Origin of the sequence: Pelomonas nitida (assembly GCF_043555975.1) — a bacterium.
Lineage (GTDB): Bacteria > Pseudomonadota > Gammaproteobacteria > Burkholderiales > Burkholderiaceae_C > Pelomonas > Pelomonas nitida.
This window is the reverse complement of the sequence record NZ_JBIGIA010000003.1, coordinates 264560-281367: the sequence shown is the minus strand read 5'-3', so window position 1 is coordinate 281367 and position 16808 is coordinate 264560. Positions and strand designations below refer to the sequence as shown.

At 67.8% G+C, this 16808-nt stretch carries 11 protein-coding genes; 5 read left to right on the top strand and 6 right to left on the bottom strand.

The features are described 5' to 3' along the window. Positions 1–32 precede the first annotated feature (32 nt). On the bottom strand, positions 33–3002 hold the full coding sequence (locus tag ACG00X_RS05630) for a glycoside hydrolase family 48 protein (RefSeq protein ID WP_394487030.1): 2970 nt from the start codon (positions 3000–3002) through the stop codon (positions 33–35). Between the two features lie 83 nt (positions 3003–3085). Next, positions 3086–6025, bottom strand: coding sequence for a glycoside hydrolase family 9 protein (locus tag ACG00X_RS05625; protein ID WP_394487028.1), 2940 nt, complete (start codon positions 6023–6025; stop codon positions 3086–3088). Between the two features lie 132 nt (positions 6026–6157). Between ACG00X_RS05625 and ACG00X_RS05620 the strand changes: the two genes are divergently transcribed. Beyond that, positions 6158–6319, top strand: coding sequence for a hypothetical protein (locus ACG00X_RS05620; RefSeq protein ID WP_394487027.1), 162 nt, complete (start codon positions 6158–6160; stop codon positions 6317–6319). A gap of 341 nt (positions 6320–6660) precedes the next feature. Here ACG00X_RS05620 and metE read toward each other — a convergent pair whose 3' ends face one another. Continuing rightward, positions 6661–9003, bottom strand: coding sequence for a 5-methyltetrahydropteroyltriglutamate--homocysteine S-methyltransferase (metE, locus tag ACG00X_RS05615; RefSeq protein WP_394487026.1), 2343 nt, complete (start codon positions 9001–9003; stop codon positions 6661–6663). Positions 9004–9084: 81 nt separating this feature from the next. Here metE and ACG00X_RS05610 point away from each other — a divergent pair, with 81 nt between their 5' ends. The 3 genes from ACG00X_RS05610 to ACG00X_RS05600 all read left to right on the top strand — a co-directional run bounded on the left by ACG00X_RS05610 (position 9085) and on the right by ACG00X_RS05600 (position 10808). Then, entirely contained in the window at positions 9085–10008 is a 924-nt protein-coding gene (locus tag ACG00X_RS05610; protein ID WP_394487025.1) for a LysR family transcriptional regulator, read from the top strand. 141 nt (positions 10009–10149) lie between these two features. Further along, positions 10150–10380 carry a hypothetical protein gene (locus ACG00X_RS05605; RefSeq protein ID WP_394487024.1) on the top strand — a complete coding sequence of 77 codons (231 nt, stop codon included), beginning with the start codon at positions 10150–10152 and terminating at the stop codon, positions 10378–10380. Positions 10381–10454: 74 nt separating this feature from the next. Then, a complete protein-coding gene (locus ACG00X_RS05600) occupies positions 10455–10808 on the top strand; it encodes a hypothetical protein (protein WP_394487023.1) in 354 nt (117 codons plus the stop codon). Positions 10809–10838: 30 nt separating this feature from the next. Here ACG00X_RS05600 and ACG00X_RS05595 read toward each other — a convergent pair whose 3' ends face one another. The 3 genes from ACG00X_RS05595 to ACG00X_RS05585 all read right to left on the bottom strand — a co-directional run bounded on the left by ACG00X_RS05595 (position 10839) and on the right by ACG00X_RS05585 (position 14896). Next, the gene (locus tag ACG00X_RS05595; RefSeq protein ID WP_394487022.1) at positions 10839–12044 is read right to left on the bottom strand and encodes a hypothetical protein; all 1206 of its coding nucleotides are present in this window, start codon (positions 12042–12044) and stop codon (positions 10839–10841) included. A 274-nt stretch (positions 12045–12318) separates the two neighbouring features. Further along, complete coding sequence (locus tag ACG00X_RS05590) at positions 12319–14355, bottom strand: M13 family metallopeptidase (RefSeq protein ID WP_394487021.1); 2037 nt, start codon at positions 14353–14355, stop codon at positions 12319–12321. 133 nt (positions 14356–14488) lie between these two features. Then, positions 14489–14896 carry a YXWGXW repeat-containing protein gene (locus ACG00X_RS05585; protein ID WP_394487020.1) on the bottom strand — a complete coding sequence of 136 codons (408 nt, stop codon included), beginning with the start codon at positions 14894–14896 and terminating at the stop codon, positions 14489–14491. A gap of 299 nt (positions 14897–15195) precedes the next feature. On the opposite strand from ACG00X_RS05585, the gene ACG00X_RS05580 reads away from it, so the two are divergent. Continuing rightward, on the top strand, positions 15196–16788 hold the full coding sequence (locus ACG00X_RS05580; RefSeq protein ID WP_394487019.1) for a M20/M25/M40 family metallo-hydrolase: 1593 nt from the start codon (positions 15196–15198) through the stop codon (positions 16786–16788). Positions 16789–16808: the final 20 nt, after the last annotated feature.

Genomic DNA, 16808 nt, shown 5'->3' with positions numbered 1-16808 from the left:
GCCGGGGCGGCGGTGTGCCGCCCCGGGGAGGCTTACTTCACGGTGATGTCGCAGCTCAGGCCGGCCCAGCTCAGGCCGGTCGGCACGGGCTTGGCGCCCGAGTAGGTCAGCTGCATGCCCAGGTCCACCGAGCTGTTGGGCCCGATGGTGCCGTTCCACGGCGCCGGCGTGATCGTGATGGTGCGCCCGTTCACGGCGAAGGTGCCGCTCCAGGAGTTCGCCAGCGTGAACGCGTTGCTCTCGGTGAAGCTGACCGACCAGCCGGACAGCGGCGTCGTGCCCAGGTTGCTGAGCTTGATCGTCGGCACCTGGCCGCTACCCCAGTCGTTGGTGGTGTCGAAGAGGACGGCGCAGGTCTTCACGTCGTTGTCCACCTCCGTGGCCGTGACCGTGCGCGTGGCCGCGTTGGCCGCGCTGACGCTGACGGTGGCGGTGCCGTTGGCGGAGTCGGCGTCCTTGGCGGCCGCCAGCGTCACGGTCTGGGCGGTGGACCAGTTGGCCGGCGTGAAGGTCAGGCTGCTGCCGCCGGACACCGAGATGTCGGTGTCGCCCGCCGTGCGTGCCACCATGACCGCGACGTTGGCCGTGGGTGCTGCGCCCAGTTTCACGGTGAAGGTCTGCGTGCCGGTCTCGGGGACGGACACGGCCGTGGCCGAGACGATCAGGTCCACCGGCACGACGATGTCCGCGTCCTTCTCGGTGGCGACCACGCTGGCGCCGGTCTGGCCCGCTGCGCTCAGCGTGAACGTGGCGCTGCCGTTGAGCGCATCGGCATCGGTCGCGGCGGACACGCTGACGAGTTGCGGGGTGGCGTAGTTGGCTGGCGTGAAGACGAGGGTGCTGGTGCCGGCGGTCAGGTCCGCGTCACCGCCGGCGGCCTTGGCGACCGCCACGGTCACGTTGGCCGTCGGCGCTTCGGACAGCGACACACCGAAGCTGGCCGAGCCGCCCTCGGGCACCGTCAGCGCGCTGGACGACACGACGATGGCCGGGCCCGTCGCCGGGAAGAGGCGGCCGTAGTCGGCCTGGGCCAGCGCGATGTCGGCTTGCGCCCAGAAGCGGTGGTAGGTCCAGGTGGGTTCCGCACCGCCGGCGAGGTAGGTGTTGAGCTTGGCGAAGTCGGGGTCTTGCTGATACTTGGGCCGGATGCTGAGGAAGGTGGCGTTGCTGTCCAGCGTCGCGCCCTGGGCGTTGGTGCCGGTCCAGCCCGGCGGGATGTAGACGCCGTCGCCGGTGGCGGCGTTGTAGGCGTCGTCGAAGCGCAGGTAGTCCTTGCGCTTCTCCCCCACGGCCACGCCCTTGGTGTCCTGGTACTTGGCCCACATGCGGTCCAGCAGTTCGCGGGCGGTCGTCTTGGCCGCGGCGTTGCCCGACTTGGCGGCGTAGTAGCTCAGCGTGCGCGCATAGGCGGCGGCGGTGCCGACGTCGTTGGTGAACTCGGTCACCGTCACGCGCAGGTTGGCGTTGGCGCCGGGGTTGGCGGGGTTCCACGTGTCGGGCTTGCCCGACCATTGCAGCGACGAGGGGATCTCGTAGCTGCCGTCGGCGAGCAGGCGGGTGTTGGCGATGGCCCAGGGCACCCACTTGTCGAGCAGTGCCTTGGCCTGGGCGTCGTTGCTCACGTGGTAGAGCTCGGCCACGCGCTCCATGGACCAGACCTGGAAGCCGAACCAGGTGTTGGAGGCCGGGTCGCGGTAGACCGGTGCCTCGTCGTAGAACATGCCGTAGAAGGTGGGCGTGCCGGCCGGCGGCTGTTCATGGTTGCCGTTCCAGCTGTTGGTGGCACCGCCGGCAATGGCGCCGTCGGCGGACTGCAGCCAGCGATAGAACTCCATCTGCCGCGTGAAGCTCTTGCCCCAGTCGCCTGCGGCCGACGGTGACAGTGGCTTGAAGGCGGTCTGGGTGGACAGCGTCCAGGCGACGAACGGGTTCTGGTAGCCGAAGTGGTTGTGCGACGAGCTGATGCGCCAGGCCCAGCCGGCTGAGGAGTCCGTGGCGCCGCCCCAGGCGTAGTACCAGGACATCAGGTAGTGCTGGTTGTCGCGCAGGCCGTTGCCGTCGGCAGCACCCGTGCCGCCCGGGCAGGTGGTGGGGCCCACGCAGTTGCCGATGCGTTTGAAGTATTTGTCGAACATCGCGTAGCGCAGGAAGTCGCCCATCTTGGCGGCCTTCTTGACGAGGTCGGCCACGGCGGCGCCCTTGCCTTGTTCGGTGGCCCAGATGTTGGCCCAGTAGATGGCCTGGATGGCGCGGCCGTCGGCGTCAGGTGCGTTGGTGTAACGCCATTGCTTGGCGTAGTTGGAATCGCCCGTGAACAGGCTCAGGAAGCCCTGAGTGCCGCCGGTGCGGCCCCACTTGAAGGTCTCGCAGGACGGATGGGGCACGGTCTCCCACACGGACTCCTGTGCGCCACGCTGGAAGGTGTTGATGTAGGCGGGCTTGGTGACGCCGTCGCCGCAGAAACCGTAGCCGTACCAGTTGTCGACGTCGATCAGCCAGTGCATGCCGTAGATGTCGCGGCTGCCGTAGGTGGAAGCCAGTTCATTGCCGATCGGGTCTTGCCCGACGGGGGTGCTGAACTCCAGTGGCGAGGGGTAGTTCTTGGGCAGCGCGTACTCGCCGGCGTAGGAGGCGGGCTTGGTGGCGTTGTAGAAGCTGTTGGTGGGCTGGTCTTTGGTGCCCGGGATGATGTACTTCTCCATGTTGGCCCAGGCAGCATTCAGCGGGCCCCAGTCGCCGGTGACGCGGCCGTACTGGGCTTCGAGCCAGAGCCAGAAGCTGTAGGCCTCGGAGGTGGTCTCGTGACCGTGGTCGGGTGCCTCGACGATCAGTGTCTCGACGGAGTGGTACGGAACCCCTTCGGCACTGAAGTAGCCGTTAGCGGGGTTCTTGATCTTGTTGTACTGCGTCAAGAAGCGCTGGTTGTAGTCGGTCTGCGCCTGGGCGCTGAAGGCGCAGGCGAGGGCAGCGGCCAGGGCGGCCTTGCGAAGGAAGCTGGACATGGTGGTCTCCGGTTGCCCGTCAAAACGCGGGCGTGAGTTGCCCCGCCCGCGCGGTCGGCGGGCTTTGGGGGGGATGGGAAGGCTTACTTGATGACGACGCTGCAGCTGGCGCCCGTCATCGTGACGGCGCCGGGCACGGGCTTGGCGCCGCTGTAGGTGAGCTGCATGCCGGCGTCGATGTTGCCGCCGGCCGGCACGCTCGCGTTCCAGCTGGCGGGCGTGTAGCTCACCTGGGTGCCGGTGACGGTGAAGGTGCCGCTCCAGCTGTTCGTTGACGTGAAGGGGTTGCTCTCCGTGAAGCTGAAGCCCCAGCCGGTGATGGCCGTCGTGCCGGTGTTGCTGAGCAATACACGCAACACCTGGCCGCTGCCCCAGTCGTTGGTCGAATCCAGCGTCAGCGTGCAGTTGCTGCTGCCGCCACCGCCGCCACCACCACCGCTGGGCGTGGCGGAGACAGGGTCGGAGAGCGTGACTCCGGCCGTGTTTCTTGCGCCCACCTTGTAGAAGTAGGTGCTGCCGTTGGTGAGGCCGCTGTCCACGTAGGTCAGCACGCTGAGGCCGCTGGCGAGCGAGGCGTAGCTGCCGGTGGCGCTGGTGGCGCGCGAGATTTCATAGCTGGCGGCGCCGGCGACGGTGGCCCAGTTGAGCGTCACCGTGGCGTTACCGGCCGTGGCCGTTGGCGCGGGTGCGGCCGGTGGGCCGACCGGTGTGGTGGCCCAGACCGGGTCGCTGGCGGCGCTCTCGCCCGAGTCGTTGCGTGCGCTGACCGTGTAGTAGTAGCGCGTGTTGCCGGCCAGGCCACTGTCCACGTAGCTCGTGCCCGTGGGCGAGGCGAGCAGCGCGAAGCTGCCGGCCGTGCCCGTGGTGGAGCGCTTGAGCGTGTAGCCGGTGGCGTTGGTGGCGGCCGACCAGCTCAGGCTGATGCTGCCCACCCCGGCCGCAGCCGCGAGGCCGGTCGGCGTTGCCGGCACCGGCAGCACCACGCCGCCGCAAGCCGCAGGTTCGTTGCCCCAGATCTTGCGGCCATCGTCGTAGAGCGTGATGTTCGCGACCTTGACGGCCGTGCTGCCGGGCGCGCCCAGCCCTGTGTAGGACGGGTCGTTGACGGGGTTCCAGAAGGTGGTGCTGTCGGGCGCGGCGATGCGGATCTGGATCTCCTTTTTGTAGGCAGACTGGCCGCCGGGATAGATCTTGGTGCCGCTGAAGTCGCCGCTGGCGTAGTAGAGGTTGCTGGTGCCGCAGCGCACCAGGCCGCGCGCCACGCCGCCATCGGCGTAGTTGGACGACACCTTGATGTCGGCCGCACTGCGGCCGGCGGCGATGACTTCGCTCAGGTCCACGTAGTAGCGCAGGCTGAGCTTGTCGGTCACGCGGGCGGGCCAGCCGCTGCGGTTGTTGGCCAGCGCCTTCACTTCGGTGTAGGTCGTGCCCGTGCTGTTCAGCGATGCCTCGACGAAGTATTCGTCCTCGGACGCCACCTCGGCCTGCGGGAAGTTCGCCAACGGTACGCTGCCCGGGAAGAGCTGCTGCGCGGCGGCGAGCACGCCGACGATGGAGGCGTTGTAGTCGATGGCGACCTCGTTGGAGACGTAGTCGGAGATCGAGTCGGTGTAGGCGTCGCTGGCATTGGGGCCGCCCACCAGCGCGCCGTACAGCACGTGGCGGTGGTTGGTCGGTACGCTCTGGCTGTCGGCCCAGGAGCCGTGCGCCGTGCGGTGGTGCGGGTGCTGCGGCGGGTTGGCGCCGAAGCCGATCAGGTAGCTGCTGTTGCGCGGGTTGCTGCCCAGCGCGTAGTTCAGCTGCTGCATCGCGAAGTCGCGGTAACGCTGCTGCTTGGTGGCGTCGGCCACGTCCTTGGCGTAGACCAGCGCGATGAAGGATTCATTGAGCGCATAGCGCAGCGAACCCCACGATGACAGCCAGGCCAGGCCGCCGGGCGTGTAGGTCACGCGCTCACCCTCGGGCGTGCCCGTCGTCCAGTACGCCAGGTTGCGCTCCATCGCGTCCTTGTACTTCTGCTTGCCGGTCAGGCGCGCCAGCAGCAGGTAGCTGCCGTAGTGCTTGCTGTCCCAGTCCTGCGTCCACTTGTAAGGCAGGAAGGAGGTCTGCCCCTCGGTGCCGAAACTGCCGACGAAGCCCTCGGCCTTGTCCAGGTAGGCCGCCTCGCCGGTGGCGCGGTAGAGCCAGATGGCGCTCCAGGCGAGCTCGTCGTTGTAGCCCGACCAGGAGTTGTAGAAGCCCTGCGCGTCGGTGATGCACTCCACGTACTTCTGACGCTTGGTGTCGGCCAGCGTGAAGAGCTGGCGAGCGTGCGTCAGCAGGGTGGCGGAGTAGGTCGGATCGCTGGTCTTGAACACCATGGAGGCGGCTGCCAGTGACGCGGCGGTTTCGCCTGCGAGGTCCGAGCCACCGCAGGTAGCGTCGATCTTGTAGGCCGGCGCGGCCTTGGGATAGACCTCCACCGGGCCCCACCAGCTGTGGTCGGTGCTGCCGTTGCCCACCTGGCCGTAGAACACATTGGCGCTCGGGTGGGCCTTGATGAAGTAGTCGTTGATCCAGCGCAGGTTGCGCAGCAGCGCGTCGTGCTGGCCGGCATCCTTGTGTCCGGCTTCGAACTCCAGCGCGCCCCAGGCGAGCTGTGTCGCCGTCCACGCGGCGGGGAAGCCGAACTTCACGTGGTCACCGGCGTCGTACCAGCCACCGGAGAGGTCCAGGCCCACGTCGCTGCCGTCGGTCAGCCGGGAGTCACCACGCCAGCTGACGCGGCTCCAGTCGGGCTTCTTGCCCGACTGCTGCGCCTCGTAGAAGAGGATGGCCTTCTGCAAGGCCTCCGCGTAGTTGTAGGCCGGGGCTGCGGCCGCTGGCGTCACGGCCATCGCCTTGGCCATGCCGCCTGTGCTCGCGTCCATCGCCGAAGCGGCCGGGCGGGAGGTGTCGCCGCCACCGCAGGCGGCCAGGGCCAAAGCCAGCATGGGGGCGGCCCAGCGCGCCTGCGGGCGGCGGCCTTGCTTGATCGTGCTCATACGGTTTGTCTCCGGGTTTTGTTGCTGGACTTCCGGCTGCCAGACATCCATGCAGCCGCTCGCCCGGCTGCTTTTCCAGCCGCTCCGGGCTTTACTGCCGCCCCCCGATAACTACTGCCAGATCTTCTCGTTATGGACAACGCTGTCACCAAGGTTTCAAAAAAAGCCCAACCGTCTTGGACCTTCAACCTCGCGTTGTTGCAATCAACCGCTGATGCCTGCGCAGCAGACGCGGCCATCAGCGCCAAGAGAACCGGCTCGGGAATCTCGACCCAGGCGGGTTCCCGAGATTGATTCCGCCTGTACCGGCCGTGAATCAATGGCCTGCATGCTCGTCCGATTACAGACGAGCGTCAACCACCGACCCCCTATAAAACAAACGGGTTCATGCCGGGATTTTCGCGTCCCCTGGATCGGGTTCTTCGTAACCCGGGAGGGCTTGCGGAATCTCCCGGTCGCGAGTATTTGGCAGCGCCAGACAAAATATTTCTTGAGCGGCGTCGCGCAGATACCCCGCCTCCGCTGGCGGGGTATCGCGCATGGCCCGCCCATGCCTTGCGAGCCGGCGGCAATGGTGCTGCCGAGATGGCGCATCACGGCCTCGTTAGTGATTGTTGGTGCTTGTCAAGGTGGCGTTAGTGGCTTGCCGTCGCCGTCAGGCGCAGGCTGCGCGCTGCCTCCACCATGCGTGCAAGCGCCGCCTCGGTCTCGGGCCAGGCGCGCGTCTTGAGACCGCAGTCGGGGTTGACCCACAGCCGCTCTGCCGGAATGACCTCGGCGGCCTTCGTCAGCAGCCGCAGCATCTCGGCCGTTTCGGGCACGCGTGGCGAGTGGATGTCGTACACGCCCGGGCCGATCTCGTTGGGGTACTGAAACTGTCCGAAACCGCGCAGCAGTTCCATGTCGGAACGGCTCGTCTCGATGGTGATGACGTCGGCATCCATGGTGGCGATCTCGGGCAGGATGTCGTTGAACTCCGAATAGCACATGTGGGTGTGGATCTGCGTGTCGTCGCGCACCGCGCTGGCGGACACGCGGAAGGCCCGCGTCGCCCAATGGAGGTACTCGGGCCACGCCGCACGGCGCAGTGGCAGGCCTTCGCGGATGGCCGGTTCGTCGATCTGGATGACGGCGATCCCGGCGGCTTCCAGGTCCTCCACCTCGTCGCGGATGGCCAGCGCGATCTGCAGCGCCGTGTCGGCGCGTGGCTGGTCGTCACGCACGAACGACCACTGCAGGATGGTGATGGGGCCGGTCAGCATGCCCTTCATCGGCTTGCGCGTGAGGTTCTGGGCGAACACGGTCCAGTCCACCGTCATGGCCTTGGGGCGGGATACATCGCCGAACAGCACGGGTGGTTTCACGCAGCGTGAGCCGTAGCTTTGCACCCAGCCGTTGGCGGTGAAGGCGAAGCCCGAGAGCTGTTCGCCGAAGTACTCCACCATGTCGTTGCGCTCAGCTTCGCCGTGTACCAGCACGTCCAGGCCTAACGCCTCCTGCTTGCTGACGGCGAGCCGGATTTCCCGCTGCATGGCGTCGCGGTAGGCCGCCTCGGCGAGTGTGCCGCGCTTGAAGGCGGCGCGTGCGGCGCGGATCTCGGACGTTTGCGGGAAGGAGCCGATCGTGGTGGTGGGAAACGCGGGCAACGTCAGGCGCTCACGTTGCGCTGCCTGGCGGGCAGGGAAGGGCGAGCGGCGCTGATCGGCACCGGCCGGCAGCGCGGCGAGGCGGGCGGCAACGCTGGCATTGCGCACGCGCCGGCTGCTGACGCGGTTAGCGCGCGCGATGCGTGCCTCGGCCAGCTCGTGGGCCACGCCGGTTTCGTCGCCCCACAGCGCCCGCTTGAGCACGCGGAGTTCTTCGAGCTTTTCCACCGCGCCGGCGAGCCAGCTCTGCAGCTCCGCATCCAGCGCCTTGTCGTGGCGCAGGCTGAACGGCACGTGCAGCAGCGAGCACGATGGCGCCACCCACAGGCGGCCGCCGCGCAGTGCCTGCACCTGGTGCAGCTGCACCAGCGCCGCGTCGAGGTCGGCGCGCCAGATGTTGCGCCCGTCGATGATGCCCACCGACAGCTCGCGGTCCAGCGGCAGGCGGCGGGCCACGGGCAGCAATTCCTGCGGTGCGCGCACGGCGTCCACGTGCAGGCCAGCCACTGGCAGCTCGCAGGCCAGGTCGAGGTTGTCGGCCAGCGGCGAGAAGTAGGTCGCCAGCAGCAGCGGCTGGCCGACGACGCCCAGGCGCGCATAGGCCTGGCGCAGCGCGTCCTGCCAGGCTGGGCCCAGGTCCAGCCCGAGGATGGGTTCGTCCAGTTGCACCCAGGTCACGCCGCGCGCGGCCAGGCGGGTCAGCAGCTGTTCATAGACGGGCAGCAGGCGCGTGAGCAGCGCGAGTCGGTCGAAGCCGTCCTCCTTGCTCTTGCCCAGGTACAGGAAGCTGACCGGGCCCAGCAGCGCCACCTTGGGGCTGGCGGGCAGGGCGATGGCTTCGTCCACCTCCGCCAGCAGCCGGTCGGCGTTCAGCTGGAAGGCCGTCGCGCTGTCGAACTCGGGCACGAGGTAGTGGTAGTTCGTGTCGAACCATTTCGTCATCTCCAGCGCCGGTGTGCCGTCGCCGCTGGTGGCCCCGCAGCCGCAGCTCGATGTGTGAGCGTGGATCGCCGTACCGCGTGCCATGGCGAAATAGCGCTGCAGCGGGGTTTCCTGGCCGGTGAAGCCGAACCGCCGCGGCTCGCAGCCCAACAGCTGGATCAGGTGGGCCACGTGGTCGTAGAGCGCGAAGTCGCCCACGGTGACGTGATCCAGCCCAGTTTGCAGTTGCAGCGCCCAGTGCCTGGCGCGCAAGGCGGCCGCCTGCGCTTCCAGCTCGTCGGCGGTGATGTCGCCACGCCAGTGGCTCTCCAGCGCCGTCTTGAGCTCGCGCTGTTCGCCCATGCGTGGGAAGCCGAGAATATGAGTCTTGATCATGATGAATCTGGTCATGCTGAAACTGATTCGTGATGATCGGCAGTTCTTGTCTATGATTCAAACGAAACTTTTTCTGGATCGTCACAAGTTCTATTCATGCAAACGCCGCTGGAGCTGCGTCATCTGCGAACCCTGCTGGCGCTGCGCGAGGCCGGCAACCTGTCGCGCGCGGCGCAGTTGCTGAACCTGACGCAGTCCGCGCTGTCCCACCAGCTCAAGGGGTTGGAGGAGCATTACGGCGCCGAGCTGTTCGCGCGCAAAAGCAACCCGCTGGTGTTCGGGGCCGTGGGGCAGCGGCTGCTGAAACTGGCCGACGCCGTGCTGCCGCAGGTGGACGAGGCCGAGCGCGATGCGCGCCGGCTGGTGGACGGCTCCGCAGGCCAACTGCGCATCGCCGTGGAATGCCACACCTGTTTCGACTGGCTGATGCCGGCGATGGACGCGTTTCGCGAGCGGTGGCCGGAGGTGGAGCTGGACATCGTGTCCGGCTTTCAGGCCGACCCCGTGGGGCTGCTGCATCAGGACCGTGCCGAGCTGGCCATCGTGTCGGATGTGGATGCCGATGAGACCGGCGTTGCCGTGCACCCGCTCTTCAGCTTCGAGATCGTCGCGCTGCTGCCCAAGGGTCATGCCTTGCTCGCCAAGCCCTGGCTGGCGGCGGCGGATTTCGCCGACCAGACGCTCATCACCTACCCCGTCCCCGACGAGATGCTCGACCTCGTGCGCCGCGTGTTGCAGCCGGCCGGCATCGTGCCGCCGCGCCGCACCAGCGAGCTGACGGTGGCCATGCTGCAACTCGTCGCCAGCGGGCGCGGCGTGGCGGCGTTGCCGTTGTGGGCCGTGGAGGGCTACCTGGCGCGCGGCTATGTGGCGCGCCAGCGCATCGGGGAGGGTGGGCTCACGGGGCGGCTGTACGCCGTCAGCACCGCCGGGCTGGCGGCCAAGCCGTTTCTGGCGGACTTCGTTCGCCTGATGCGCGAGACCTCGCTGCTGAACCTTGCGGGCGTCAGCCTGCTGTGAGCCCGAGTGCCGAGTGCCGCGTGTCGTCCTACAGCGGCACGCGACGCGCGCGGCCCGTGGCGGGCCCTGCCGCCTACAGCCCGGCCCGCAGCGCAGCGGCACATTGGGCTCGTGTTGTCGTCACGCTCGATGGAGGTCACGATGTTCGCCAAGCCCGATACCGCCCCGGCAGAGGCCACCCACCTGCTGCACTTCGAGCCGCTGAGCGCCGGCGATGCCGGCCTGGACATCCCCTGCGATCCGACCGGCCGCGTCGGGCTGGATGCGCTGGGCGAGAAGCTGCGCAACGACTATTTCTTCGCGCGCACCCTCATCGGGCGGTTGTTCGCGCGGCCCACCGTGCGGCTGGTGCGGCCGCTGGGCGCGGGCTGAGTCGGCCTCGTCCTACAGGCGCCCGGCAGCGCGCCCGATGGCAACTGTCACATGCCGTTTGCATGATGCTCGCCATGTTGAAGAATTTCTCTCCCGAAGCGCCGGTGCTGCACCCGCTGCCGGTGGCCGACGACGACATCGTCGCGGCGGATCTCGATCTGTGCCTGAGCACGCCCTCGACGGTGGTCGTGAACGCGCGGCTGGAAGTTGAAGCGCCGGACGCCGGTGGCGCCAGCAGCCTGGATCTCGCGCTCGTCATCCCGCGCTCGCAATGCCGTGGCGAGCGCCCCACGCTGCCGGCGCTGCTGCAGGCCGCGCAGGCCGCCGTGGCCCGGGCCACCCGTGCCGGCACCACGCCGCTGCTGCATCTGCCTCGCCGTGTGGTCACGCTCGTGGCCGGCCGCCCGCACCTGATCCCTGTCTTCTGAGGAGACGCGCGCCCGAGAGCGCCGCGCCCCTCAAGTCAGCAGGCCCGGCTGATCCGGCTTCTTCGCCGGCACGACCAGCCCGAAGGTTCGGCCGTCCTCGACCACCACGCTCAGGTTCACCACCTCGGGGATCTTGACCCCGAGGAAGGTTTCCAGCGTCTGGCGCGGGCGCATGGCGAGGTTGCGGGCGAACACCGAGTCGGCGTGAGCCTTCTCGACGATGCGCTGCTGGACCGACTCCCGTCCCTCGCGCTCGATGAGCTTGCCCAGCGTGCGCCCTTCCTTCATGGCCCGCAGGTAGCCCACCGAGAGCTGTGTCGCCGCCACCGGGATGCCGCCCGACGGCACGATTTGCGTCTTGTGGGTGATGCCCAGGTTGTTGAAGACGTCGTTGCGATAGAACAGCCCGTGGGCGTTGATGACCTGGCCGCCGCAGCTGTCGATGAACAGATAGGCGCAGGCGGCATTGCTCATCGAGCCGTCGCTGAAAAATCCGGCCCCCGTGCCGATGTTGTATTCCTGGATTTCCCAGCCGTTGGTGTCACCGCAGCCGGAGCTGTTGTGCCAGTTCCAGCCGACGCTGTAGGCCGGGTTGACGGCAATGAAGCCCTGCGCCCATGAGACCGGCGGGTTGTTCTGTTCGCCCGGAAAGATCACTGGCTGCCCGTCCCAGAAGGTCACGACGTAGTTCTTCTGCATGACCGTCTTCCAGATCTGCTGGTCGAGGGCGAAGATGCCCGCCGCTGCCAGCGGCTGGAAGGCCGTGTCGTGCTCGGTGGGCACCGTCATCGTCGCGAGATCGGAGAGCGTGCCCGTCTTGCCGTTGAAGCTGAACGACGTGTTCCAGTTGCCGGCGACGTTGTTGTAGTAGACGGCCATCTGAGCGTCGAAGGCCTGGAACGTCGCACTGATGCGGTTGATCATGTCCGAGAACGTCGTGTTCAGGCTTGGCGGCGTGTTGGCGCTGGACGCCCAGTACGACACCATGCCCGAGCCGAACGAGGCCAGGAAGTTGCCGACCGGGCCGAACTCCGAGCCGACGGCCCAGAAAACGCCTTCCAGGATGTTCAGGCCGATATTGAGCCCGAGGTCGCTGTTGTCCTGCTCGGAGAGCAGCAGATAGGCGTTGAGGATCTTGTTCTGACCGTAGGTGTAGACGTAGTCATTGAGCGCCTGCAGGTTCTTGATGTTCTCCTGAACCTGGGCGATCTGGGCCGGTGTGGGGGAGCCTGGCATGGTTGCTTTCCTTCGCGCTGGACATGGTGGGAACGTCGACGAATCAGGAATGCTGGCGGCCGCATGGCGCGGCAACAGCGGGGCAGTGCAACACGCGACCTAATGGGCTGTCAACGCGAATCTAGGTGTCTGGCCCGGCGGTGCGCTTGCTCGCGCCAAGCCGTGCGAAGCGCTTGCGCTGCCATCGCGGGCCTCGGTGACGAGGGCGCGAAGCGGCGAAAAAAAAGGCCTGCATCGCAGGCCTTCGGGTGTCCAGCGCGCAGCGCTTGGCTGATCACCAGATGATGACGCGCTTGTCGTCAGGGCGCACCATGGCGTCGCCTGCCTTGCAGCTGTAGGCCTTGGCGAAGGCCGGCATGTTGGACGGCGCGGCGTTGGTGCGGAAGGCGGCGGGCGCGTGGGGGTCGGTGTTCAGGCGCACCAGTTGGGCCTCGGGCCGGATGGCGCCGGCCCAGACCTTGGCCCAGTTCATGAAGAAGCGCTGGTCGCGGCTCAGGCCGTCGAGCATGGGGTCGGGCTGGCCGGCCGTGGCCGCCAGCATCGCGTCGTAGGCCATGTTCAGGCCGCCGAGGTCGCCGATGTTCTCGCCCAGCGTCAGCCGGCCGTTGGCGTGCTTGTCGGGGTACTGGGGCAGGGGCGCGAACTCGTCGGCCTGGGCCACGAGCTTGTTGGCGCGCTCTTCAAAGCGCTGGCGGTCTTCGGCCGTCCACCAGTTGGCGTTGTTGCCTTCACCGTCGAACTGACTGCCCTGGTCGTCGAAGCCGTGGCCGGCTTCGTGGCCGATCACGGCGCCGATGCCGCCGTAGTTGATGGCGTCGTCACCCTTGGCGTAGAAGAACGGCGGCTGCAGGATGGCAGCGGGGAAGTTGATCGTGTTGGTGGACGGGCTGTAGTAGGCGTTGACGGTCTGCGGCGTCATGCCCCACTCGTAGCGGTCGGTGGCCTTGCCGATCTTGGCCAGCTGGTAGCGCTGGTTGAACGCGCGGGCGGCGCGCAGGTTGGCGTAGTGGCTGTCGGCCGAGACGGTGAGGCCGCCCCAGTCACGCCAGGTGTCGGGGTAGCCGATCTTGGGCAGGAAGGTCTGCCACTTGGCGATGGCCTTGGCCTTGGTCTCGGCGCTCATCCAGTCGAGCTTCTCGATGCGGGCCTTCAGCGCGTTGCGCACGTTGTCCACCAGCACCTGCATGCGTGCCTTGGACTCGGGCGGGAAATAGGCCTTCACGTACAGCTGGCCCAGCGCCTGCCCCATGCTGCCGTTGACGGCGGCGAGTGCGCGCTTCCAGCGCAGCTCCTGCTCTGGCGTGCCGTTGATCGTCTTGCCGTAGAAGGCGAAGTTCTCGTCCTGGAAGGCCTTGGAGAGCGCCGGGGAGGCGCTGTCGATGGCATGGAAGGCGAAGTAGGCCTGCCACTGCGCCACGGGTGCTTCGGCCAGCAGCGTGTCGAGCGCGGCGAAGAACTTGGGCTGCGACAGCGAGAAGCCGCCAGCGCTCTTGATGCCGGCGTCCACCTTCATGACCTTGAAGTACTGCGCCCAGTTCCAGTGCGGGGTGATCTTGTTGGCCTCGTCGAGGGTGACGAAGTGATATTGGTTCTCGGGCTTGCGCAACTCGACGCGCAGGAACGACGCTGCGGCCAGTTGCGTTTCCAGGGCCATCACGGCGCTGGCGCGCGACGCGGCCTCGTCGGCCGGCGTGCCGGTCAGCTCGAACAGCTTGGTAATGTGGGCCACGTAGGCGGCGCGCAGCTTGGCGTATTCGTCCTTGCTGTAGTACTCGGGGCCGGGCAGGCCCAGGCCACCCTGGCCGGCGAACGCGATCTGGCGTTTGGCGTTCTTGTAGTCGGCGCTGACGCCGAAGCTGAAGGCGCGTGTCTCGGCGCGGGCGTGGGCGTGCTGCAGCCAGGTGACGACGTCGGCGCGCGTCTTCAGCGCAGCGATGGCGGCGAGGTCTTTCTTGATGGGATCGAACCCGGCGCGCTCGATGGCGGCCTCATCCATGGCGGCGCGGTAGATCCAGCCGATCTTCTGCTCGATGGAGCCTTGCTTGGCGGCGTCGGCGTTCTTGGCCGCATCTTCCACCAGCCCGCGCTGCGCATTCAGGCTCTTCTCGGCCAGCGCGTCGAAGCTGCCCCAGCGGCTCTTGTCGGCGGGGATGGGGTTGGCCTTGATCCAGCGGTTGTTGGCCCAGGCGTTGAAGTCGGTGCAGGCCGACTGGTCGGTGTCCATGTCGGGGACGAAGTCGGGAATGGCGGCGGCGTGGGCGATGCCGGCGCAGCACAGGGCGGCAGCCAGGCCGATGGCGCGAAGGTTCAAGCGAGAGCTCCGTACGGGAAAAAACGAAGCGCGCACCATAGCCGCGCGGCTGCGGGGGCAGCCATGCCGGAAGTCACCGTGCGCGGAAATCGCACGTAAATCTGTACCCCCGTCGCGACGGGGGGGCGAACGCTCAGCGTCGATGCGGGTCGTTGGGGCGGTGGTCGGCGCCGTTGGGCACGCCGTCCTGGTCGGCGTCGCCGCGCGCCCAGTTGCCGCGGTGCAGTTCCCAGTGGCCGTCACGTTCCACCCAGTTCGGCTGCACGTACGAATAGCCGCGGCGTTCCTTGACCCAGACGCCGGATTGCCACACGTGGCGATGGCCGTTCCAGTTCCAGTAGCCCGGCACCCAGACGTAGCCGCGGCGCGGAGCCGGTACCGCCTCGTACCTGGGCGCCGGCGGCGCCGTGCGGATGGACACGGACACCTGGGCCGCAGCGGTCGTGTGCACGGCGGCCGTGCCGATGGCGACGCTGGCGGCCAGGCAGGTGGCGAGGAAGGTCTTGTTGAGCATGCAGATCTCCATAGTGGGGGTGTTCATTGCACGCCCAGGGCCGGCGCGGCCCGGTCGGAAACCAGCCCGTCGGCCTGTCGGCTGTGGCCGCCCTCGGGCCGGGTCTTGCGCGCGGTGCCGCCAGCCGGTGCTCTCCGTGTTGGGGAGGCCCTGGATCCAGGGACAGGCCAGCCCCCGTTGCTGACGGCGCGTGGTCGCCCGAGCATCGGCGCGCTCGCTGTTGACGCTGTCGGCGGGCGCGCGTTCGGGACCTTGTTCAGTGCCCGGCGGCCATGAACCGGCCGGGCCGGGGTTCCGAGTTCATCCACCCTGATCGGGAATCCTCCATGCGTTTCCAACCCAAGCCCCTGGCCGTGGCCGGCCTGCTGGCTCTATGTTCCGTCGCCCATGCGGGCGACAAAGTCTGGATCAGCCTGGGCGACGCCGCCCTTGCGCAACTGCAGAAGCACGCCACCGTGGCGCCCAGCGCCAGCGCGGTGCCCACGGCGCAGCTGGCAGGCGTGGCGGCCTCGGCCGCAGCGGCGGTAGCCGGCCGCACCGAGAGCATCCATCTCGTGCAGGTGGATGAGGACGACCTGCTGCAGCTGTCGGCCGCCGTGCACCGCGAGCTGCGCCGTTGCGGTGGCTTCATGTTCCACACCAGCGAGGCCGAGGGCCTGGCCACGCTGCAGCGCCATGCCGGCAACGCGAAGCTGGCGGCGGCGGCGCTGGCCGTGACGCGGCCCAGCTACGTCATCGACCAGCAGAGCGTCGTCACGCCCATGCTCTCGCAGATGCAGGCGAGCAACATCGGCCAGACCATCGTCGATCTGTCGGCCAACGTGAACCGCTACTACCAGACGGCTGCCGGCGTGACGGCGTCGGACTGGCTCAAGCAGCGCTGGACGACGCTGGCCGCCGGCCGCAGCGACATCACGGTGGAGCAGTTCACCCACGCGAGCTGGAAGCAGAAGTCCGTCATCGCCACCATCAAGGGCACCGACAACGCCAGCCAGGTGGTGGTGCTGGGTGGCCACCTGGACTCCATCAATCAGGCCGGCACGAGCGAAACCACGCGTGCGCCGGGCGCTGACGACGATGCCTCGGGCATCGCCAGCCTCACCGAGGTGTTCCGCACGCTGGTGGCCAACGGCTACAAGCCGCGCCGCACGCTGAAGTTCATGGCCTATGCCGCCGAGGAGGTGGGGCTGCGTGGGTCGCAGGAAATCGCCACCAGCTTTGCCAACGCCGGCACCAACGTCGTGGGCGTCATGCAGCTGGACATGACCAACTACAAGGGTTCGGCCAACGACATCTACATCTACACCGACTACACCGACAGCGCGCAGAACACCTTCGTCACCAACCTCATCAAGACCTATCTGCCGACGCTGAAGGTGGGCACGGACAAGTGCGGCTACGCCTGCTCGGACCACGCCTCCTGGACGGCCAAGGGCTACTACGCCACCATGCCGTTCGAGGCGGCGATGGGCGAGGACGACCCCTACATCCACACGGCCAACGACACCTATGCCAACACCGGCAGCCAGGCCGACCACGCACTGAAGTTCGCGCGCATGGCGCTGGCCTACATGGTGGAGCTGGGCAGCGATGGCAGCAGTGGCGGTGGCGGTGGCACGACCCCGGACAAGACCGAGACCTTCACCGGCAGCCTGACGCTCAACCAGACGCGCAGCTTCGGCCCGTTCAAGGCGGGCGTGGGCACGTTCAAGGCCAGCACCACCGGCACGGGCGACATCGACCTCTATGCCCGGCGCACGGCGGTGCCCACCACCAGCACCTACGACTGCAAGTCCACGGGCAGCACGGCGACCGAGAGCTGCAGCATCAGCGTCACGGCCAATGGCGACGCCTACGTGCTGCTGAAGGGCTACAGCGCGGGCAGCTACACGCTGACGGTGACGTACAAGCCGCAATGAGCGCAATGAGGCGCTGAGCG